The 21,516-nt window shown below is 71.3% G+C and carries 21 protein-coding genes; 4 read left to right on the top strand and 17 right to left on the bottom strand.

The window, feature by feature from the left end; translation table 11 throughout:
- The 8 genes from GT354_RS17325 to GT354_RS17290 all read right to left on the bottom strand — a co-directional run.
- The coding region (locus GT354_RS17325; RefSeq protein WP_161357200.1) for a hypothetical protein at positions 1-1,069 on the bottom strand (1,069 nt) is incomplete at its 3' end.
- Positions 1,039-1,542, bottom strand: a complete 504-nt coding sequence (locus GT354_RS17320) for a hypothetical protein (protein WP_161357203.1) — start codon at positions 1,540-1,542, stop codon at positions 1,039-1,041. The genes GT354_RS17320 and GT354_RS17325, both read right to left, overlap by 31 nt.
- 386 nt (positions 1,543-1,928) lie before the next feature.
- Complete coding sequence (locus GT354_RS17315) at positions 1,929-2,765, bottom strand: ABC transporter ATP-binding protein (protein ID WP_161357199.1); 837 nt, start codon at positions 2,763-2,765, stop codon at positions 1,929-1,931.
- Complete coding sequence (locus GT354_RS17310; RefSeq protein ID WP_161357198.1) at positions 2,762-3,868, bottom strand: iron chelate uptake ABC transporter family permease subunit; 1,107 nt, start codon at positions 3,866-3,868, stop codon at positions 2,762-2,764. The genes GT354_RS17315 and GT354_RS17310 overlap by 4 nt, the downstream gene beginning before the upstream one ends.
- Positions 3,865-4,902, bottom strand: a complete 1,038-nt coding sequence (locus tag GT354_RS17305; RefSeq protein WP_161357197.1) for an iron ABC transporter permease — start codon at positions 4,900-4,902, stop codon at positions 3,865-3,867. Before GT354_RS17305 ends, GT354_RS17310 begins: the two co-directional genes overlap by 4 nt.
- A 22-nt stretch (positions 4,903-4,924) precedes the next feature.
- On the bottom strand, positions 4,925-6,013 hold the full coding sequence (locus GT354_RS17300) for an iron-siderophore ABC transporter substrate-binding protein (protein ID WP_237535057.1): 1,089 nt from the start codon (positions 6,011-6,013) through the stop codon (positions 4,925-4,927).
- Between the two features lie 202 nt (positions 6,014-6,215).
- Positions 6,216-7,190 (bottom strand): RNA ligase family protein, encoded by a 975-nt coding sequence (locus tag GT354_RS17295; protein WP_161357196.1) that lies wholly within the window; start codon positions 7,188-7,190, stop codon positions 6,216-6,218.
- 101 nt (positions 7,191-7,291) lie between these two features.
- Positions 7,292-7,576, bottom strand: coding sequence for a hypothetical protein (locus GT354_RS17290; RefSeq protein WP_161357195.1), 285 nt, complete (start codon positions 7,574-7,576; stop codon positions 7,292-7,294).
- 149 nt (positions 7,577-7,725) lie between these two features.
- Between GT354_RS17290 and GT354_RS17285 the strand changes: the two genes are divergently transcribed.
- Positions 7,726-8,106 (top strand): hypothetical protein, encoded by a 381-nt coding sequence (locus tag GT354_RS17285; protein WP_237535055.1) that lies wholly within the window; start codon positions 7,726-7,728, stop codon positions 8,104-8,106.
- A 289-nt stretch (positions 8,107-8,395) separates the two neighbouring features.
- Here the strand turns inward: GT354_RS17285 and GT354_RS17280 are convergent, their stop codons facing one another.
- Entirely contained in the window at positions 8,396-8,704 is a 309-nt protein-coding gene (locus tag GT354_RS17280) for a nuclear transport factor 2 family protein (protein WP_161357194.1), read from the bottom strand.
- 180 nt (positions 8,705-8,884) lie between these two features.
- Positions 8,885-10,105 (bottom strand): erythromycin esterase family protein, encoded by a 1,221-nt coding sequence (locus tag GT354_RS17275; protein WP_272923834.1) that lies wholly within the window; start codon positions 10,103-10,105, stop codon positions 8,885-8,887.
- Between the two features lie 910 nt (positions 10,106-11,015).
- On the opposite strand from GT354_RS17275, the gene GT354_RS56515 reads away from it, so the two are divergent.
- A complete protein-coding gene (locus tag GT354_RS56515) occupies positions 11,016-12,932 on the top strand; it encodes a methyltransferase (RefSeq protein ID WP_161357192.1) in 1,917 nt (638 codons plus the stop codon).
- Positions 12,933-13,129: 197 nt separating this feature from the next.
- Positions 13,130-13,639 carry a hypothetical protein gene (locus GT354_RS17265; RefSeq protein ID WP_161357191.1) on the top strand — a complete coding sequence of 170 codons (510 nt, stop codon included), beginning with the start codon at positions 13,130-13,132 and terminating at the stop codon, positions 13,637-13,639.
- Positions 13,640-13,693: 54 nt separating this feature from the next.
- On the opposite strand, the gene GT354_RS17260 is transcribed toward GT354_RS17265, so the two are convergent.
- Together GT354_RS17260 and GT354_RS17255 are read right to left on the bottom strand one after the other, a co-directional pair.
- Complete coding sequence (locus GT354_RS17260) at positions 13,694-14,926, bottom strand: styrene monooxygenase/indole monooxygenase family protein (protein WP_161357190.1); 1,233 nt, start codon at positions 14,924-14,926, stop codon at positions 13,694-13,696.
- Positions 14,927-15,164: 238 nt separating this feature from the next.
- Positions 15,165-15,995 carry a helix-turn-helix transcriptional regulator gene (locus tag GT354_RS17255; protein ID WP_161357189.1) on the bottom strand — a complete coding sequence of 277 codons (831 nt, stop codon included), beginning with the start codon at positions 15,993-15,995 and terminating at the stop codon, positions 15,165-15,167.
- Positions 15,996-16,096: 101 nt separating this feature from the next.
- On the opposite strand from GT354_RS17255, the gene GT354_RS17250 reads away from it, so the two are divergent.
- Positions 16,097-16,807 carry an SDR family NAD(P)-dependent oxidoreductase gene (locus tag GT354_RS17250; RefSeq protein WP_161357188.1) on the top strand — a complete coding sequence of 237 codons (711 nt, stop codon included), beginning with the start codon at positions 16,097-16,099 and terminating at the stop codon, positions 16,805-16,807.
- Between the two features lie 104 nt (positions 16,808-16,911).
- On the opposite strand, the gene GT354_RS17245 is transcribed toward GT354_RS17250, so the two are convergent.
- The 5 genes from GT354_RS17245 to GT354_RS17225 all read right to left on the bottom strand — a co-directional run bounded on the left by GT354_RS17245 (position 16,912) and on the right by GT354_RS17225 (position 21,211).
- Positions 16,912-17,634, bottom strand: a complete 723-nt coding sequence (locus GT354_RS17245; protein ID WP_346012062.1) for a DUF3152 domain-containing protein — start codon at positions 17,632-17,634, stop codon at positions 16,912-16,914.
- A 154-nt stretch (positions 17,635-17,788) separates the two neighbouring features.
- Positions 17,789-18,460 (bottom strand): response regulator transcription factor, encoded by a 672-nt coding sequence (locus GT354_RS17240; RefSeq protein WP_161357186.1) that lies wholly within the window; start codon positions 18,458-18,460, stop codon positions 17,789-17,791.
- A complete protein-coding gene (locus tag GT354_RS17235; RefSeq protein ID WP_161357185.1) occupies positions 18,457-19,599 on the bottom strand; it encodes a histidine kinase in 1,143 nt (380 codons plus the stop codon). The genes GT354_RS17240 and GT354_RS17235 overlap by 4 nt, the downstream gene beginning before the upstream one ends.
- Positions 19,596-20,315, bottom strand: a complete 720-nt coding sequence (locus GT354_RS17230) for an ABC transporter permease (protein WP_161357184.1) — start codon at positions 20,313-20,315, stop codon at positions 19,596-19,598. Before GT354_RS17230 ends, GT354_RS17235 begins: the two co-directional genes overlap by 4 nt.
- Positions 20,312-21,211, bottom strand: a complete 900-nt coding sequence (locus tag GT354_RS17225) for an ATP-binding cassette domain-containing protein (protein ID WP_161357183.1) — start codon at positions 21,209-21,211, stop codon at positions 20,312-20,314. The genes GT354_RS17230 and GT354_RS17225 overlap by 4 nt, the downstream gene beginning before the upstream one ends.
- Positions 21,212-21,516 lie beyond the last annotated feature (305 nt).

Raw genomic sequence — 21,516 nt, 5'->3', positions numbered from 1 at the left:
CGATCTGTGCCGGGTGTCGGTCCAGGGGGGCGGTCGCCGAGGCGGCGGCGCCGGGCAGGGCGATGCGGGCGGTGGCGAACGCGTCGGCGGATGCGCCGGCGCGCGCGTGTGCGTCGCTCCAGATCAGGTCGCCTTCGGCGGTGATCGGCATGTCCGCGAGGTCCATCGAACGGCCTTCACCGGCGGCTGCCAGCAGCGACATGTGCGGGCGGAGCAACTGCCAGACGCCGACTCCGACGACGGTGTCCGGCTTGGGCACCGAAACGCTCGCGCGCACCACGCGGACCGCGCTGCCGTCGGCGGGCTCGAACACCGCGTACACCTGGGCCTGCGCGGCGGTCGCGTGTTCCTGTACGTCGACGCCGAGCGGCAGCAGGCGGCCGGTCGCGGTGCCGGTCGTGGCCGCGCCGGTTGCGCCGGGGCGGGTCAGGAGCATCGCGCGCGACCACAGGTCGGCCCAGCGGCGCACCGGGATCCGCTCCAGGGTCGCGCCGGGGCAGGATGCGGCGAGTTCGGCGGCGAAGCCGTCCAGGAGCGTCGCCAGGCGGCGCAGGGCCGGGTCGGGAAGCATCGCGGAGACGACCTGCGCCGAACCGGAGACCAGTTCGTGGTCGATGCCCTGCCATCCGGCGCGCGCCAGATCGCAGAGCCAGGAGCGGGCGGCGGCAAGCAGATTCACCGCCACCGGCTCCCCCTCCCCCGATTCCGCGGCCGTCCCTTCGACCCGGGTGCGGCCGGTCGCCTCGTCGACGCGAGCGGTGAGCGCGTCGTGCACGGAACCGAGCAACGCGATGCGGGCGGCGGCGAGGGCGACGAAGTGGTCCTCGCTCGCGACTCCCGCCATCGCCTTCTCGGCCGCCTCGGCGACCCGGGAGGCCAACGGCGTGCGGGCCACGGCGTCGGCGAGTTCCGCCAGGGCTGCGGCGTGCGCGGGGCGGGGCCGGAGCAGGCCGCCGACGAGCGTGCGGTCGAACGCCTCGACGACCGTCAGGGCTTCGTCGAGGCCGGCGATGGGTTCGACGAGCAGATCGGCGCGCATCACGCCACCTCCCTGGTCGGCGGGAACCACTGCATCTCCGGCAACGGCGTCGTGGTGGGGGTGAGTTCCAGGTAGGCCAGGTGGCGCAGGAACCTGCTGAAGACGGGCGCCGCGGCGTTGGCGCTCGTCTGCCGCGGGCGGGTGCCGGTCATGGCCGCCGTGACGGTCTGCGCATTCGGCTCCGCGTCGACGGTCTCGACCCGTAGATAGCGGGCGACCCGCTCGGCGCCGTATTGCAGCACCGACTCGGTGACGAGGGCCGTGAGGTGTTTGCAGAACGAGCCGTGCGCGCCGCCGCAGGGGCGGTTGTTGTTGGTACTGCACGCGAACGCGTAGTCGCCGGCCGCGATCGACGACACGTAGACGCGCCCGATGTCCGAGCCGCTGGACACCACGCCTTGCAGGCGACCGTCGGCGAGTTCGACGAACGGGACCTTGGCGAGCTTGCGCGGCCGAGCGGGTGGGATCACCCGGGCCGTGCTCGATTCCTCCCAATCCGACAACACACCATCTCCTTTGCACCGCAGGGGGTTTCCCACCGGATCGGCGGGACGGAGACGAACGTACTAACGATCACCGACAGGGCGGGGAACGCTCGCCGACGACGGGTGAGCGGGCACCCGAGGAACAACCCGAGTCACGGACGGGACGGCCCGCGAACAGGTGACGCGTCATCAGCGGCACGGCGGGCACAGGGCGTTGCCCATCCGCGCGGGACCACGAATCCGGTCGGCGCGGGGTGAGTCGCCGCCGCAGCGCCGGCCCGATGCACGCACGACGCACGACGCCCACGAATTCACCGCCCCCGCGCGCCGAAGCCGCTGGGTGCCGCCGCGATCGTCGCCGGCCGCACCCGACATCGCCTTCCCCACCGAATATCGCCGCCCCGTCAGGCCCCGTTCGCCGGGCCGGTGGTCGTGCCCGCGCGGCGGGTGTGTGGGATCACCTTCGGGGTGCCGGTGAGCGGGTCCGGGACGATGTCGCACGCGAGGCCGAATACGTCGAGGACGCGAGCCGCGGTGAGGACCTCGTGTGGCGTGCCCTGGGCGACGACCCGCCCGGCCTTGACGACCACCAGGTGCGACGCGAACCGGGCGGCCTGGTCGAGGTCGTGCAGGACCGCCGCGACGGTACGGCCCTCGTCGTTCAACTCGGCGCACAGTTCCAGGAGTTCGTACTGGTGGGCGATGTCGAGGAAGGTCGTGGGCTCGTCGAGCAGGACGATCGGGGTCTCCTGCGCGAGCACCATGGCGATCCACGCCCGTTGGCGCTGACCCCCGGACAGGTCGCCCGCCGGGGTGTCCGCGAGATCGCCCAGGCCCGTGCGGTCGAGGGCGAAGCCGATCGCGTGGTCGTCGTCGGGCGACCACTGGCGCAGCAGGGTGTGGTGTGGGTGCCGACCGCGGCGCACGAGATCGCGCACGCTCACCCCTTCGGGGGCGATCGGGCTCTGCGGCAGCAGTGCGACGGTGCGCGCGAATTCACGGCCGCGGTAGCCGTGGACGTCTTTGCCGTCGAGCGTGATCGCGCCGCGCACGGGCTTGAGCACCCGCGCGAACGCCTTGAGCAGCGTGGACTTGCCGCATCCGTTGGGGCCCACGATGACGGTGAGACCGCCGATCGGCAGGTCGAGGTCGACGTCCTCGACGACCGGCGTCCTGCCGTACGACAGCGTCGCGCCTCGGGCGCTCAGGCCGGCGGGTGCCGGCGGGCGTTGGCGGCTCACAGTCGTCCACTCCTCCACTCGCGGGTCAGCAGGTATCCGAGGTAGACCCCGCCGAAGGCGAGGGTGTAGATGCCGACGGGTAGCGGTTCGACCCAGGGCAGTTGCTGCGCGGCCAGGTCGGCCACGGTCAGCAGCAGCGCGCCGACCAGGGCGGACGACACCAGGTGCGGGCCCGAGCCGCGGGTGAGGCGCCGGGCGATCTGCGGCGCGGTCAACGCGATGAACGCGATCGGGCCGGCCACGGTGACGGCGCCCGCGGAAAGCACGACGGCCAGGACCACGGCGAGCGTGCGGGTCCGACCCGGATCGCCGCCCAGCGATCGGGCGACGTCGTCGCCCATTTCGCCCAGGTCCAGGTGCCGGGACAGGATCAGGGCCGGGCCGGCCACGACGAGCAGTACGAGGCCGATCGTGCCGGCGTCGTCCCAGGACCGCGCCGCGACGCTGCCGTTGACGTACGCGCTGAGCGCGCTCGCCTTGTCGCGTTCCACGACGTAGACGACGTACTGGGTGATCGCGGTGCCGATCGCCGCGACCCCGATACCGGCGACGACCAGCCGGGCCGGATCGCGAAACCCGGTGCCGGTCGTGAGGTAGACGATGCCCATCGCCGCGGACGCGCCGAGCAGCGCGCCGATCCACACGGGCGTGCCACCGGGCAACGCGAGCGCGAAGATCGCGGCTCCCGCGCCGGCGCCGCTGCTGAGCCCGATCACGTCCGGGCTGGCCAGCGGATTGCGGGTGGCCGCCTGGAACAGCGCCCCCGACAGGCCGAACGCCGTCCCCGCGCCCAGGCACACCGCCAGCCGCGGTCCGCGCAGGCGGTTGAGGACGAACTTCTCCTTGCCTTCCGCGCCGCCGAACACCGACGAAAGGAGGTCGCCCGGGGCGATCCCGAGCCGGCCCAGGGTCAGCGTCGCGACCGAGACCGCGACGATCAGGGCGAGCATGGCGACCGCCGCGACCACGGACGCCCCGCGCACGGGCACCGCGATCACGGACCCGATCCGCAGGTAGCCGCGCGGACGCCGGTTCGGCGCGGGCCGCCTCGACGGCGACCGGGCGGAGGTGGACCGGGCCGGCGGCGGCTGGGGCGTGTTCATGTCGCCTCCCGCATCCGGCGTACCGCGAGGAGCAGCGCGGGCGCCCCCACGAACGCGGTGACCACGCCCACCATCAACTCCTGCGGGCGCAGCAGGACGCGACCCACCACGTCGGCCAGGAGCAGCAGCGCAGGCCCCAGCAGCGCCGCGAAGCCGATCTGCCGCCGGAAGTCCGTGCCCACGAGCGCTCGCACGATGTGTGGAACGCCCAAGCCCACGAAGGCGATCGGACCCACGGCCGCCGTGGCGGCCGCGCTCATCACGGTCGCGGCGGCGAGACCGCCGGCGCGTAGTACGGCGGGCCGGGCGCCGAGCGAGAGGGCCGATTCGTCGCCCAGGGCGAGCGCGTTCAGCCCCGGGCCGAGCAACAGCGCGGCCCCCAGGCCGACTGCGGCGAACGGCAGCGTCGACCACAGTACGTCCCAGTCGCGTCCGCCCAACGCGCCGACGACCCAGTAGCGGTAGCTGTCGAAGACCTTCGGCTTGCTGAGCGCGACCGCTTGGATGTACGCGCCGAGCACCGCGGACAACACCGCGCCCGCGAGGACCAGACGCACCAGCCCGGTCCGCCCGCCGCCCGCCGCCAGTAGGTGTACGAAGGCGCCGGCGAGCAGTGCGCCGGGCAGCGCCCACCACAGCGCGGCCCAGCTGCCGGAGGCGCCGGCGAAGGCCGTACCGGTGACGATTCCGGCTGCCGCTCCGGCGTTGATACCCAGAAGTCCCGGGTCGGCCAGAGGGTTTCGGGTGACGCCCTGCATGAGCGTGCCGGCCACCGCGAGGCACACGCCGGCGAGCACGCCGAGCGCGGTGCGCGGATAGCGGCTCTCGACGACGGTCGTCAGGTACGGGTCGCCGTGTCCGCGCAGCACGTCGAGGACGTCACGCAGCGGCGTCGTCTTGCTGCCGAACATCACGCTCGCGAGGAGAGCTGCCACGAGCAACGCCAGGCACCCGCCCCACAGAACGGCCGACCGCCCGGCGCCGGCGCGCGAGGCACCGGCGGCGGTCGGGCGGACGGGGGAATCGGTGGTCATCCGCGTCGTGTCCCCGGCCGCCCTACTTGCCGGCCTTGGCGACCGCCGCGTCGATCTGCGGGAGGTAGCGGTCGATGCTCCAGGGCACGGTCAGCGGATTGATCATCGACGACGCGGTGACGAACGGGTTGTCGTTGCTCGCCACGACCGAGCCGCGCTTGACCGCGGGGATCGAGGCGTACAGCGGCTGCGCTTCGATCTCGCGGCGGGCCTTGTCGTCCATGTAGAACGTGAAGACCACATCGCTCGCGGCGAGTTTGTCGGCGTTCTCCAGGCCGATGATCGCGGAGTCGGTGCCGTCCGTCTCGGGGAACGTGTCGACGACCGGGTCGACCTTGAGCCCGAGCGAGGAGACGACGGAGACCCGCTGTTCCTCGGGCTTGAAGACGCCGAGCGTGCCCGGGCCCGTGTTGTAGATGTAGGAGAACGTGACGTTCTTGTAGTTCGGGCGGGAGGCGGCCGCGTCGGCGAGTTGTTGCTTGATCTTGGCGGTCAGTTCTCGGGCCTTGTCGGGCTGCCCGAGCGCCTTGCTGACGATCTCGATCTGCTGGTCCCAGTTGGTGCTCCACGCCTTGTCGGGGTAGGCGACCGTGGGCGCGATGTCCTTGAGCAGGTCGTACTGCTTCTGCGTGATACCCGACCACGGGGCCAGGATGACATCGGGTTCGAGCGCGGCGACGGCCTCGATGTCGAGTTCCTCGCCGCCCTTGAACTGCTTCGGCAGCTTTCCGCCGGCCTTGGTCACGGCCTCGTGCACCCACGGGAGGTAGCCGGTGCCGTCGCTGCCCCACGGGTAGGTCTCGCTGCCCACCGGGATCTGCCCCAGCGCGATCGCGGTCTCCGTCGAACCCTGGCCGAGGGTGACCACGCGCTGGGGCTTCTTGGTTATCTTCGCGTCGCCGAGCGCGCTCTTGATCGTGACGGGGAACGCCGGGGCGCCGGCGGCGGGCGTTCCGGTCTCCCGGGCCTTGGCGCCTTGGGTGTCCCGGGCGCCCTTGGGCGACTCGTTGTCGTCGTCCGAGCCGCATGCGACCAGGCCGAGCGTGAGGACGGCGGCCGCGGCTGTCGCCGCGAATCCGCGACGGGCCATGCCCTGGGGCTGGAGAGACATCGGTGACCTCTTTCCGATCCAACCGAACGGTCAACGACGAGAAGCAAGGCAGGGGTCGCCGAACGCGGACGGTGTCGTGCAGCACGAACGCCTCGCGCTTGTTAGGCAAGCCTAAGCTAAGTGATCAGAGCGCCTCAAGTCACCCCCACCAGCGGCGAATCGGGCATCCCACTACGCCTGTCTGCCCCGGTGACCGGTCACCTCAGGCCGGTCGCGTTCGGTCCGGGCGCAGCCGTCGCCACGTCGGGTGACGCAGCCGGCCACCGAAGGTCCGGCCCGACGCGGTCACTTCGACCACCAGACGTGGCCGCACCCAACGAACGTCCGGTTCGTCGTCGACCGGGTTCACGAACGGTGACTCCTCGGCGGCGAGCGCGCCCAGATACTCGCCCAACTCACCGCGCTCGGCGTCCGACAGGCCGGACCCGACCCCGCCGACATACCGCAGTCCGCCCGGCGCGTCGATGCCGACGAGCACCGCTCCGGGCAGACCCCGCAGGTCGCCGCGGCCCTCGACCCAACCACCGATCACGACGTCGAGGGTCTCGGTGCGGACGACCTTGATCCAGTCGGCCGAACGCCGACCGGGCGAGTACTCGGAGTCGAGCCGCTTGCACACCACCCCCTCGTGCCCGTAGGCGAGCGCCGCAGCCCACGCCTCGTGCGCATGGCCCTCGGCGTACGAGGGCGTGGTCCAGCGCGGCCCCGCGAGGTCCATCCCCTCCAGCAGCATCCTGCGCTCGCGATACGGCGTCGACCATCGCGGCAGGCCGTCCACATAGGGCACGTCGAACAGCATCAGGTGCACGGGGACATCGATCGCCAGTCGGGCGACCTTGCGCGGGTCGACGACGCCCGTCCGACGCTGCAACCGCCCGAAATCCGGCCGCCCACCATCGTCCAACGCGACGATCTCGCCGTCGAGTACGACCTGCCGGCGACCGAGTTGCTCGCCGAGCGGGTGCAGTTCGGGAAAGGCGGCGGTCACGTCGTCCCCGCTGCGGGACAGGAGTCGCAGTGAGCCGTCACCGACGGCGTAGGAGATCACCCGAGCACCGTCCCATTTGGTCTCCACCCCGTATGCCTCGTCCGCGGGGGCCGGTGGCAGTTGCCCCTCGATCGCGAGCATCGGCTCGATCAGCGGCAGCGAGCCGGGGGCGTCATCGTCAGCGGCCATGAATCGATCATCGACCGGGACCCATCGACGCGCCTGCGCAGAACGCCCGCGGCACACGGAGTATCGACCCGACTACCCCGACTGCCCGACCCGCGACGCGCTCACGGCGTCACTGTGCCGCGCCCGCGCAGTTCCGCCGCGTGCTCGTACACCGCGACCACCCCGTACCCGGCAAGCTCCCCCGTCGCGTCGATGCGCAGGTCCCCGCCGGAACCCACGGACATCACCTGCGTGAGCACCGTCGACCCGGCGACCATCGCCGACCACAGGGGCGCGCCGGCGGGCCGGGGACTGTCCGGCGGATACCAGTCCCAGATATCGGCAGTCGCCTGGATCTCGACACCCAGGTCCGTCACGAGCAACACGTCGACGTCCGCGAAGTCCATGCCCCCGAGTCTGTGCCGACCACCCCGATCCGGCACCCCGAGCACCTGTGGACCGGTATCTTCGGCGCATGGGTCACGAACGTGCCATCGGGCCGACGGGGTTTCGGTAGCCCCCGGGAAAGTCCCGGCGGTACAACCGACGGAGCCCCATGTCACGCACCGCGCATCACGCGCCTTCCTCGCTGTGTCGCGCCCTCCCTCGCCTCGACGGCGAGCCGTGGCGAAGCGTGATCCTGTACGACCTGCGCTACAGCGACCGAGTCCTCCTCGACGCCGCGCGTGCCGGGCGTCGACCACAGCCGCGCCACGTACGCGTGTACAGCTTCGAGCGTTGTCTCGCGCGCAACTCGTCCATCGCCCAGTCGGCAACGCTCGACGAACGCAGGGCCAGGCAGCGGTTGCGCGCGCTGACGCACGCCCTGCGCGCACGGGTGGACACTCGCGCCGGTGCCGCGCTCGACCTCGAAGCCGCGGATTCGGTGGACGTGCCGCCCGCCCGTCATCGCCACGACCAGCTCCGGGCGATGTGAACCGACGGCGCGTCCAGTCGTGTTCGAGACAGAACCCATGGGCGAACCGTGGCGGGTTCGCCGCGCTCGCGTACCGCTGGACGGGACGTCGCCGCCCACGAAACCGAGCGCCGCCGACACTCGCGCCGGCTTCACGCCGAGCCCCTGCCCCGGTGATCCCGGGCCGGGGGCGGTCGTTCGGGTCCGGCGGGGATCGGCGCCCGACCCACATCGTCGCCGAGAGCCGCGACGCCGCTTCCGGGAGGTCCGTGGGCAGGCAACTCGTCGGCTGCCCGGACTGCCGTCCGGGTCAGGCCTGGCCGGTTTCGAAGTGTCGGACCTTGCCGTCTTCGACGGTGAAGTGCCACCGGGTGCGCATCTCGCCCCAGGCGTCGTTGCGGAACCGGGCGACCAAACCGCGACCGCCGTCGGTTTCGGAGAGCACCGCCATCCGCCCGTTGCTGCCGAAGATCTCGCGGTCGATCCACTCGTTCGGATCGTGGTCGCTGCCGTCGTCGGACATCGTCACGTCCTCGGCCAGTCGGGCCACGAAGCCGTCACGGTCGCCGGCGTTGATGGCGTCGACCAGGGCGCGGACGGTCGGTTCGGTGGGGGTCATGCGGGTTCACTCCGTACTCGGTGGAATCGGCTCGTGCCGTGCTCGCCCCGTCCCCGCTCCACGCGCGCCCCATGCCGACCCGACACGTCCCCTACGCCGAACGGCGGCCCGGTCGCACGACGATCGAGGCGGGCCGACCGCGACTCGCGCGGCACCCCCGCGCCGCGCACCGGCAGGTGCTCAGCGCATGAGGGTGGCGGTCACCCAGTGCAGGTGGATCAGGATGTCGTAGCCCGGACCGATTCGGGTCGGCTCGTACTCGGTGGCCGGCCACGAGGCACCGATGTTGCGGGTCGGGTGGACGGCTTCCAGCCACGCGCGCACGACGGGCGCCATGGTTCGCGTGTCGAGGTAGAAGTTGCGTCGGGACACCCGGGCCAGGGTGCGTTCACTGGTGCCCGCGGCCGAGGGTCCGAGCTTGACGGGGCGATACACCATGGCGGGGTCGTCGGGGTCGGTCGCGTTGAACGAGCCCTGGCCGAAGATGAATCCGATCGCGACGTAGCGGTGTCCCAGCTGTTCCCGCAGGAACTGGCCCTGCACTTTGGGGTAGCACTCGGGAACCGGGCTCTCGCACGCGACATGCGTGTTGTGCGCGGAGAGGAACACCCGTTCACCGGTGTGGCGGTGCCACCACATGGTGTTCGCCGCCATCGCCTCGTCCCGGTAGCGCATCGCCGCGGGAACGTCGTCGACGAGGTCGAACGCGTACAGGTTCGCGTTCTGTGCGATGGCCCTGGCGTGTTGGACGGTCAGCGCGTGTTCCTTGCGATCCGGGCCGGGCGGGCGGCTTTCGAGGAGGTGGAGCACCCGCCCCACGTCGTCGCGCATGCGTTGCCGGTCGGCGAGCGGCATGACCCTTCGGGCGTTCATCGTGTCGTTCATCCCGGCGGTGGGCCTCGACTCCTCGTACAGCCGCTCGATCTCCGGCAGCAGGTCCGGATCGTGCCGGCCGACGTACGCCGTGACCGCGTCGAACAGGAGCGGCCCCGCGTAAAGAAGGTCGTCGCCCACGATCCGCAGCGGATGGTCGTGGTCGGCGTTCCAGGCCCGCATCCAGCGGAAGAGGTCGGCCGTTTCGGTGCTGTTCCACAGACCGTCGTCGTTTTGGAACTCCTCGTCCATGATCGTCGTGAGGTCGCCCCGGCCGGTGCGCACCCATGCGTCCAGACGCACGCCCGCACTCCACTGGAACTCGAAGGCGATGGTGGTGAAACCCTTGCGCTCCACGAGATGGCGGAAGATGCGGTGCTTGGTGGTGACGAACTCGCTCGATCCGTGCGTGGCCTCGCCGACTCCGACGACGACCGCGTCGGCGATCATCCGACCCAGGGACCGCAGGTCGCTGTCGTCGCTACCGTCCGGGATGGTGGTGCGCAGCGTGTGGGCGGCACGCGCCATGGCGGACGTCGGATCGCCGGGTCGCGAGCCGACTGCCCGCGCGGTCCCGACCGCCACCGTCGCACCGACGCACAGCGCGAGCGGGAGGACCACCAGTGCCCGCCGCGAGCACTGCCACGGGGGGTGGGGCCCTCGGGCCGGCGCGGGTGTCACCGCATCGGACGGCGCGGGTGAGTCAGGGGTTCGCATGCCCCCGAGACTAGAAAGTGGACCCGGTCCAGCACATCGCCCACGGGCACTAGGACTCGGGTACCGTCTCGCTCGCCGGCGACCGGTACCAGCGTCCCGATGCGACGAGTCCGCCCTCGCTCCGCGCGACCCTGCCGATCGGCGCTGTGACGGGTCGCGTCGGCCGACCCCCGATCCTGCTCGGCGCCGGGTGCGTCCGCCGGGAACCGCGGGCTCCGGAACAGGCACCCTTGGTCGCGGATTCCATCGCGTCGGTCGAGGACGCGGTGTCGCGCCGGCGGCCGAGGTGCGCCGGATCATCGCAGCCGTCATCGCAGCCGTCGCGGAGGTCGAACCGCCCGCGCTGCCGCCCGCACCTCGCGGTCGAGCTTTCGGCGGCGAAGTCCTCTCGTACGGTGGGGGGTTACGTTCGGCGCGTCGTTCACCCGCCGGTCGTGGGGGGCGTCAGCCGTCAGGGTGAATATCGACCCTGTTGACGGTCATGGGTGGGTATCGTCGGGCCCCGACCAACCAACCACCGGATCTCCTTCCACTCCCACGCTGTTCCTGCGCGCGGCGCGGCCGGCGGCGGCCCTGCCACCCGGCGACCGCCAACCGGCGTGGCGTCCGCCGCATACGCTCGTCGAGGTTGCCCGCGACCGCTTCGGCGTCCTCTACACCGACGCCGGGTCGGTCGCCGGGAACCACGACGAAGCGTGCCGACGACGACAAGGACGTTGCCGTGAACCTTCCACCCATCCCCCGAACCGACTTCGGCCCCGAACTCGGCTCCGGGCCCGACACCGATCCGCCCGCCGGGCTCGGCAGTGCACTCGGCGGCGGGCTCGACGCCGCCGACGCGGAGCGCATCGCCTCGATCGTGGACTATGTACGCCACCATGCGGACGCCGCGATCCTGCGTGCCGCGTTACCGCACGGCGTGCCCGACGGCGTCGTGGACATGTTCGACCGACACTGTCGCTTCGGTCACGGCGCCCTGCTCGTGTTCCCCGACCGGCTCACGAATCTCCTGGATCGACTGCCGTCCCTGGGCCTGCGGATCGACGAGGTCGTCCCGAGCACGGTCGTCCGCGACCGAGTGGCCCACCGCATCGACGAACCCGCCGAGACGGTCGAGGTGTTCATCGTGCGCTGTAGCGTGTCGACGGCGGAGCACGAGGGCCGCACCCCGAACCTCGAACTGTTCGCGCTACCGACCGGCGAGGACACCCGCTTCGAGCGGATCGTCGCGGCCGAGCGCGACGACAACGGCGAAACCCACTTCGCCTTCGAGGTCACCGACCCGGAGCGGGGCACGCTGCTCGACCTGCGCGACCTGCTCGCCTCCCAGGACGGCACGGTGGGCGACGGCGGCGGCTACAACCCGCACAACGATACGTCCGTGCTGTACTTCCGCAGCCGCGGCCGGGGCGGATCGGCGCGCGACCCGTGGCCCCGCCGACTGGAAGTCATGGCCCGGGGCCCGCACCACGACGCGGTCGAACGCCACCTCGCCGGGCCCACCACCGCGTCGGCGCGAACGACGCCGGGATCGACACTCGGTTCGGCGCTCGGTTCGGCGCCTGGTTCGGCGTTCGCTTCGGCGCCCGGTTCGACACCCGGTTCGACGCCGACCGACCCGATGCGGGACATGCTCGAACTCATGACCGGGGCCTGGGTCACCCAATCCATCGGCGTAGCGGCCCGGCTCGGGGTGGCCGACCGGCTGGCCGAAGGCCCCGTGTCCGCCGCGGAGTTGGCCGGCGTCCTCGGGGCGCATCCCGCACGGCTGGGCCGACTCCTGCGGATGCTGGCCGGACACGGCGTCCTGCGGGTGGAGGCGGACGGGGCGTACGGGCTCACCGCGCGCGGCGAGTTGTTGCGCACGAACGTCGACGGGTCGCTCAACGCACTCGCCGCCATCTACAGCGGGTTGTTCTTCGAGTCCTATCTCGGCCTGGAACACACCGTGCGCACCGGCGAGGACGCGTTTCGGCACGTGCACGGCGAGGACTCGTTCGACTATTTCGCCGCTCACCCCGACGTCGCTCGGTTGTTCGAGCGGGCGATGGCGTTCGGGGCGGTCGTCTTCGACGCGGTGCCCGGCGTGCTCGACATCGCGCCGAAGGCGGTTGTCGTCGATGTAGGGGGAGGCAACGGCGAGTTGCTGGCCCGCGTGTTACGCACGGTGCCCGATGCGCACGGGGTGCTCTTCGAGCGTGCCCACGTCGTCGATGCGGCGGGCGAGACCTTGAAGGCGGCGGGCTGCGCCGACCGATGCGACCTGATCGCCGGTGACTTCTTCGTCGACGCGTTGCCCGCGAACGCAGACCTGTACCTGCTGTCGCGCATCCTCCACGACTGGGAGGACGCCGAATGCGCCACGATCCTGCGCCGACTGGCCGAGGCCGTCCCGGCAGACGCGACTGTGGCGATCGTAGAGCGACCGATCGTCGAGGCGGGCGGGTCGACGCTCCCGCTGCGCTACGACATCCAGATGATGACGAACGCACGTGGCCGTGAGCGCTCGGTCGAGGAGTATCGGGCGCTCCTGTCCGCCGCCGGTTTCGAGCTGTCGGACGTCCGACCGCTGCCGCTGGACATGGCGGTGCTGACCGCACGGCCTCGGGGCACCGATCGGGCCGACTCGCGTCCGTAGGCCCGGATCGCGGGACGCGGCGGTCGGTCGTTCGGCCCCGCCGTACCCCTGGCACGCGAGGCGGGTCGACCCGGCGGCGGACGATGGTTCCCCCTGTGTCGGCCCGCACTTCGTGCCGGCAGCATGGCGTCATGACGTCGCCCACCGCACCGCCGTTCGAACTGCGTTCCCACCGGCCGCGCGGGACCGTCCGAACGATGCCCATCTTCGTGGGCTTCTGCGCCTTCGCGTCCCTTCCGGGCTTGCCACTCGCAATGGCGATCTTCTACTGGGGCTTCTTCGGGCTCGGCGCCGTGATCCTCGTGGCCGGCCCCTGGATCAGGCCGGTCGCCATGACCATGGACTCGGCCGGCGTCACCATCCCTTTGGGGCTCAGGCTGAAGCCCAAGGTCTTTCTCTGGGCCGACGTCCAGGCAGTGGTCACCTGGGAGTCCGTGAAGCACGGGAAGTACATCGGAGTGCTGACCACCCCGGAATATCGACACCGGACCGGACTCGACACCAAACGAGGCGGCCGATGGATGAACAAGCAACTCGGGATGCCTGTCGCTCGAACCTGCACGTTTTGGAACGGCCCGCCCCGCGAACACAAGGCCGTGATCGCGGCATCGTGGCGGCTCGCTCCCCAAATCCCCTGGGTCGACTTGGCTTACGGCAATCCGTTCGCTCAGGGCCACGATCCCGCGCCTGACGGCGACACGAAGTAGGAGTCCCTCAGACCCGCCCACCTGCCCCGGTCCGAGCCGGCGGGCGGAGCGCCGTCAGGGCATCGCGCCGATCTCGCGCAGGTAGGCGTGGGTCTTGTCCGGCTCGTAGAGGAAGTTCTCGAAGTCGGACGGGGTGTCGATCGCCCGGGCCACCCGATCCGCGACCGCCTGGTGCTCGTTGCCGGCGGCGAGGAGTTGCACGACGTGCTCGGGTGGCGGGGCGAGCAGCGCGGTGGTGAACTTCACCGAGTGGCGGGCGTAGTCCCAAAAGCGCTCGAACGTCTGCTGCATCCAGTCCCGGTCGAACGGCCTGTCGCCGTGCTCGACGATCGCGGCCAGGTACACCGCCGCCGCGCGGGCGGCGCTGTTGGCCCCCTGTCCGGTGATCGGGTCGTTGGCCACCACGACATCGGCGATGCCCAACGCGATACCGCCGGACGGGAGTTCGGCCACGGGGTGACGGACCACCGGGGTGAACGCGCCGCTGAGTACGCCGAGTTCGTCGGTCAGCTCGGCGCCCCGGGTGCGCTCGTAGTCCCACGGCGCGTAGGTGCGGATCAACTCCAGGGTGCGCGCCCAGTGTTCGCGCGGGTCGCGGACGCCGGCGAAGCGGTCGAGCGGACCGCCCGGGATCGCCTCGACCAGGATGATCTCGCACGGGCCGCTCACCGTGAGGCCGGGAAGGTAGTACAACTCGCCGATCCCCGGGATCACGTTCAGGTGTACGGCCTTTTCCCCCACCTCCGGACGGTGCGCGACGCCGTGCACGTAGGACACGGCCAGCCGGCGCTGCGGCTCGGTGTGGATCGAGCGCTCGTGGTCGCGGTCGAACATCGTGACCAGTTCGCCCTTGCCGGCCGCGACGACCACCAGGTCGAAGTTCCTGCTGTACCAGTCGATGTCGCCGACCGAGACGGGATGCAGGACGAGGTGTCCGCCGCGGCGCGCGAACAGTTCCAGCCAGGTCGACATCTTCACTCGCTGGTCGACGGACTCGGATCCGCCCATGTCCCCGAGCCAATCCACGAACGGCACGCCGTCCGGTCCGGGGATGGTGAAGCCGGTGTAGGGCAGCTTGGGGACCTGCGCGTCCCACAGATCCAGGCCCTGCGCGGCCTCCAGGGCCAGTTGCGACGGGAACATCATCTGGGTCGAACTCACTCTGCCGGCACGTATCTCGTCCGGTGTTCGCTCGGTCATGACGGTGACGTCGTATCCGTGGGCCTGAAGGCCCAACGCGAGCTGAAGCCCGGAGTGCCCGGCACCGACGACGAGGATCCTGCGCATTGCTGACACCCTTTCAGTTCACGGCCCGCTGCATCGTACGACCCGGCAACCCGGCGGCTGGTGGCGACCCTGCGCCGAAGTGGCACAACCGGCACCACCGCGACGGGTTCGCCGGCGCGGCGCGGCGAGCGGCCACGGCCGCCGCCGGCCATCCGAACACCCGTGGTGCCGGCTCCGGTTGCCTCGCCGGCGGATGGCGGAGCGGGCGCAGGTCGGTGCCGCGTCGCTGCCGGATTCCCTACTCGGCGAGCGTCTGGGTACCCAAAACGGCCAGGAGCGCGAGGCGTTGGGCGTCCTCGGAGCCGGGCTCGGCCGTGTAGACCATGATCCGCAGGTCGCTGCCCGCGACACTGAGCACGTCGCAGTCCAACGTCACGGCGCCCACCTGCGGGTGGTCGATCGTCTTGCGCGACGCCTCCGGTCCGCCCACCGCTCCGGAATCCCACAGCTCGGCGAACCGCTCGCTGTTCGCGCGCAGTTCCGCGATCAGGCGCCGCAGTCGCCGATCCGCCGGATACCGGCCGGCCGTCGCACGCAGTTGGGAGACCTGCGCGACCTCGAGCGCGTGCCGAGCCTGTGGAGTGTGGCGAAAGCGGCTGCCCGAGCCGAGGAAGTTGCGCCACACCGCGTTGCGTTCGTCGCCGTGGTACTCACCCGTCAGCGCCGTGTACAGCGGGTTGGCCAACAGCAGCGTCCACGCCGCGTCGCTGACCGCGACGGGCGTGCCGATCAGCCGGTCCAGCATCCGCTGAATGCTCGGCGTGATGTAGGCGGGCACCGTGCCTCGCCCCGGTGGCACGAGCCCGGCGACGTGGAACAGGTGCTCGCGCTCGGCTCCGGACACGCGCAGCGCCCGGCCCAGGGCCTCGACGACCTGTTCCGACGGGTTGCTCGCCCGGCCCTGTTCGAGGCGGGTGACGTAGTCGACCGAGATCCCGGCCAGCAGGGCGAGCTCCTCGCGGCGCAGCCCGGCCGCGCGCCGATGGCCGCCGCCCGGCAGTCCGGCCGCTTCCGGGGAGACCCGATCGCGCCAGCGCCGCACCGTATGCCCGAACTCCGTGGTCGCCATGACACCACTGTGCACCGCCCGGCCCGGATCTTCCTGGTACCGGCATTCCCAGGAAGACGGGACTCCTGGCTGATCGCACGGCCGGGCCCGACCGTGGAGGCATGACAACCACACTGATCACCGGAGCGAACAAGGGTCTCGGCTTCGAGACCGCCCGCCGACTCGTCGCCGCGGGCCACACCGTCTATGTCGGCAGCCGGGACGCCGAGCGCGGGCGTCGGGTCGCCGAGCGGTTGGGCGCGCGGGCCGTCCCACTCGACATCACCGACGACGCGTCCGTACGGGCCGCGGCCGAAACCGTCGAGGCCGGTGGAGGACTCGACGTGCTGGTCAACAACGCCGGCATCCAGGAGGAGATGCGCGACGGCACCGTCGTGATCCGCGCCGCGGAGCTGACGGCCGACGTCATGCACAGGACCTTCGAGACGAACGTCTTCGGCACGGTGCGCGTCCTCCACGCCTTCCTTCCGCTGCTGGGGCGTTCCGCCGCGCCGGTCGTGGTCAACGTCAGCAGCGCGCTGGCCTCGCTGACCGTGGTCACCGCCGCGGGAACCCCGGCGTACGCCTACCCGGGCGTCGCGTACCCGGCGTCGAAGACCGCGGTCAACATGATCACCGTGCAGTACGCGAAGGCGTTCCCGAACATGCGGATCAACGCGGTGGAGCCCGGCTTCACCATGACCGACCTGAACCAGAACACCGGCGTCCAGACCGTCGAGCAGGGCGCCGAGATCATCGTGCGGATGGCGCAGGTGGGTCCGGACGGCCCGACCGGGGGTTACTTCGACGCCGAAGGCCCCCTTCCCTGGTGATCCGTCGGGCGCCGTCCGGGCTCTGCCGGGTGGGTTTCGTCGGCGTCCGCCGGTGTCTCGTGACGCCGGCGGACGCCGGTCTCTCGTGACGCCGGTTTCCTCGCTCACGGGTACGGCCACGGGTTGGCCACGCACGTGGCCGCTCCGGTGACCAACGTGAGGGTCTGCTGCATCATGACCGGTGCGAGCGCGCCGGATCGCTCGCACGTCTCGTGGAAATGGCCCAACCGATGGCCGACTTCGTGGTTGACGAGCATGCGTCGGTAGTTCGCCAGGTCGTCGCCGTAGGTCGGGGATCCGGCGGACCACCGCCACGCGTTGAGCATCACCCGACGCGTGGACGCCACGTTGCAGGAGACCCGTTGCTCCCCGGTGTCCAGGTCGTCCTTGGCACACCAGGAGTTGACCGTCCCGGTACTGGCGAGAGTCACCGTGAACGACGAATCGCCGGAACTCACCCGCTCCAGGGCGATCGTGCCCCGGCCTCCTCCCCAGCTCCGCGGATCGTTGAGGGTCTCGTGCACGGCGCGGGCCAGGTATCGGGCGTCGATGTCGATGCCGTCCTCGACCTCCAGGCGATAGCGCAGCACGCGCCCGGGCCCCTTGGCCGCGTCATGGCCCGCGACGGTGAGGAATTTCCCGGGCAAGGCGAGGTCGGCCGGGATGTCCGCGCGCGCGGCCAACCACTGTTCGTACGGACGCGGGTCCGCGGTTGCGGACACGTATGTCCCCGTCCCCGCGTCGTCCTTGAGGCAGGCGGTCGTCGTCGCGACGAGCAGACACACCATCGCGAGGGCCGAAAGCAGAGTCCTACGCGCCGATTTCACGTGTGCGGGTTCCCGTCTCTGCGTAGTTTTTTGCGTAGTGTGTCCGCTTGGCATCGGTTTTGATCAGCCGGACGGCGGAAGACGTTCGCGTCGGCTCGACGGCCATGATTTCACGGTCGCCGTTCGCCGGCTCGCGGGGTGTCGACGCGCGGGTTCAGCCGGCCTCACCGGCGACGACGACGCCGTGTTCGTAGGCGAACACCACCGCCTGGGCCCGGTCGCGCAGCCCCAGTTTGGCGAACATGCCGCCCACGTGACTCTTCACCGTCGCCTCCGTCACCACCAGCCGGGCCGCGATCTCGCTGTTGGACAGGCCGCGCGCCACCAGGACCAGGGCCTCGCGTTCGCGCGGGGTCAGCACGTTCGCCACGGCGCTCGCCGACGGGAGCGGCTCGGTGCGGGCGGCGAAATTCTCGATCAGGCGGCGGGTGACGGACGGCGACAGCAGCGCCTCCCCCTCGTGGACCACGTGGATCGCCTCCACCAGGCGCGCGCGCGAGGCGTCCTTGAGCAGGAATCCGGCCGCGCCGGCCCGCAGCGCGCCGAAGACGTATTCGTCCAGGTCGAAGGTGGTCAGGATCAGTACGCGTGGGGTCGGCGAGATCCCCGCGGCGTGCAGTCGGGCGGTGGCCTCGACGCCGTCCATGCGCGGCATCCGGATGTCCATCAGGACCACGTCGGGGCGCAGCGCGCGGACCGCTTCGAGCACCTCGTCGCCGTCGGCCGCCTCGCCGACGACGGTGAATTCGTCTTTCGTCTCCAGGAACAGGCGAAGGCCGGTACGGATCAGTTCCTGGTCGTCGACGATGAGCAGTCGGATGCTCATGCCGCCTCCCCGATGGGCACGCGGGCCGCGACCCGGAATCCGCCCTCAGCGCCCGGCCGCGCGTCCAGTTCGCCGCCCAGCACGCCGATCCGTTCGCGCATTCCGACGATGCCGTGTCCGGCGCCGCCCTGTCCGGCCGACGAGGGTTCACCGACGCGGTCACCGTCGTTGACGACCGTGACGTCCAGGTGCGTACGGCCGAAGCCGAGCGTCACCGTGACGTGGGTGGCCCGGGCGTGTTTGAGCACGTTGGTCAACGCCTCCTCGACGATGCGGTACACCGACAACTCGACGCCGCCCGCGAGCGGTCGCCGTTCGCCGGTGACCTCCAGGCGCGCGGGCAGTCCGGCGTCACCGTACGAGGCGACGAGGGTGGCGAGTTGGTCGAGCGATGGTTGCGGGCGCATTTGCGCGTGCTGTTCCGGCTCGCGCAGCAACAGCAGCATGCGGCGCAGCTCGGCCAGGCTCTCCTCGGCGTTGGTCTCCACGCGCTCCAGGGTGTCGTCGGCCACGTCGGGAGCCGTGCGGAGCACGTCACGCGCGCCGCGCACGCCCAGTAGCGTCACGGTGACCGAATGGGCGACGATGTCGTGCAGTTCGCGGGCGATTGCCGTGCGCTCCTGTTGCGCCGCGATCACGGTCAGTTGCTCGCGCTCGCGTTCCAGGTGGGCGGCGCGTTCCTCCAGGGCCGCGGTGTAGCGGCGCCGGGTCTGGGCGTAGGTACCGAGCCCCCACGCGATGACGGAGACGGGGATCGCGCTGATGCTCGCCCCCATCAGGAAGCCGGCCGTCGGCACGAGCGCGGCCAGCGAGAATTGCCGTTCGCGCAGTTCGGCAACGGTGTACAGGGCCACCAGCGACGGCGCGCCGCCGGGTGACCAACCGGTGGCCGCGAGCAGCGCCGCCACCGCGCACACGGCCGCCAGTACCGCCGCCGGCGCGTGGCGTCGGGCGAGCAGGAGCGCGCCACTCACCACGATGAGCACGGCCGGGAACACGGTGACGGGCGTCACGTCCTCGAACGTCAACCCGAATTCCACACCGGTGGTCACCCCCGCGACGACGGTGTCGAACACCGCGGAGCGGCGCGCCGAGAGCCACCGGCGCGCCGCTCGCAGGGATCGGGACAGTGCGCTCACGCCAGGTCACGCCGACGTTCGCCGGCGACGGCCGCGAGCACGAGCGCGACCGCCCAGGCGGCCAGTACCATCGCGGCGCCTTCCGCCGACAGGGTCGTGTGGTGCGTCGATCGGGCCAGCACTCCGGCGGCCCCGAACGGCGTGTAGTTGGCGGCCGATTCGGCGACGCCGGAGATCAGCGGAATCACCGCGAAGTTGACGATCAACACCACGACCACCCCCACGACCGGACTGCGCACCATCGCCCCGATGGCGGCACCCATGATCGCAGACAGCACGAACGCCACCAGATTGCCCACCGCGACCGACGTGATCTCGCCCGTGGTCAGGTCCGCGCCCGGATGGTCGCGCAGCAGCGGTACCGCGATGGCCACCGACGCGGCGACGATCAGCGCCCCGACGACCAGGCCGGTCAGCGCGTGGGCGCCGATCCTGGCGAGCAGGAGTACGCCGCGGTCGCGCCCGGCCACCAGCGCGGCCGGTGCGGCGGTGCGGTGGCGGTACTCCCCGGCCACGCCGACGAGTCCCCACAGCATCAACAGGACCGGCAGGCCCGCGAGGGCTTCCTCCTTCTCCGCGACCTCGTCCAACTGTCCCGAGGCCACGGCGATGACCACGGCGTTGAGCGCCGCGAACGCGATCCCGCCGACCACGAACGCGTACAGCGAACGGGTGCTGACGGTCTTGAGCATCTCTCCTCGCACCAGACGGATCATGCGTCCTGTCCTCCGGTCAGATCGAAGAAAACGTCCTCGAGGGAGGCGGTCCGCGAGGTGATCTCCTCCAGCGGGATGTTCGCGCGCAGGGCCAGTTCCGCGACCTTCCCCGCGGGCAGGCCCTCGACCCACAGCGCGTCGCCGCCGCCGTCCGCGGGCTCGGCCCGTCCGCCGGCGGCGGCGATCAGGCCCGACAGCCGCTCGGGTTCGGGGGTGCGCACCGACAGCCCGCTGTGTTCGAGCTCGGCGATCGTTCCGGTGTGGACCAGGCGGCCTTTGTCGATGACGACGATGTCGTCGACGGTTTGTGCCGCCTCGCTCAGCATGTGACTGGACAGCAGCGTCGTGCGTCCGCGGGCCGCGCGTTCGCGCAGCAGCGTGCGCAGCCGGCGAATGGCCTGCGGATCCAGGCCGTTCACGGGTTCGTCCAGCACGAGGATCTCCGGATCGCCCAGCAACGCGGTTGCCAGGCCCAGGCGTTGGCGCATGCCCATCGAGTAGGTGCCGACCCGGCGTCTGGCGGCCTGTTCGAGGCCGACGGTTTCGAGTACCTCGTCGACGCGCTTGCGCGGCAGTCCGGCCAGGATCGCCAGCGCGCGCAGGTGGGTTCGGGCCGTGCGGCCCGGATGCGCGCCGCACGGTTCGATGTGGACGCCCAACTCCCGGGCGTCGGACGGCACCGCGCCGGATCGGAACGCGACCCGTCCGCCGTTGGGCCGGGCGAGCCCGACGATCGTTTTCAAGACGGTGGTCTTGCCCGCCCCGTTGGGTCCGAAGAAGCCGGTCACCGCGCCCTCTCGCACGGTGAAGGAAAGCCGATCGACGACGGTCGTGCGACCGTAGCGCTTCGTCAGTTCGTCGACCGATATCGCTGCGGTCTGTGGTGGGGAGTTCATACCGAAAGCATCGGCCCCACGAATCTCGCGGTCTTCCACCTGCGGACCAAACCCGAATTCCCACCCGAGGTGGAGAAGGAACCGCCGCCGACCCGACCGGCCTTCTTCGAACCCCTGCGAACGGGGCCGACCATGCGGGCCGTTCGGGCCGGCGCGATCGTGGTCAGGCCGCCGCGTAGGCGCACGCCCGCTGGGCGACGACGGCGGGCACTGCCTCGGCTCCGGTCAGCAGGCTTCGGCAGGCGGACACGCCGGCGGGGCCGTCGGCGCCGTACCGGCACGCGGTACCGATGATCATCGAGTCG

It is taken from the genome of Streptomyces sp. SID3343, assembly GCF_009865215.1.
In the GTDB taxonomy this organism is placed as follows: domain Bacteria; phylum Actinomycetota; class Actinomycetes; order Streptomycetales; family Streptomycetaceae; genus Embleya.
This window is presented reverse-complemented; position numbering and strand designations above follow the sequence as displayed.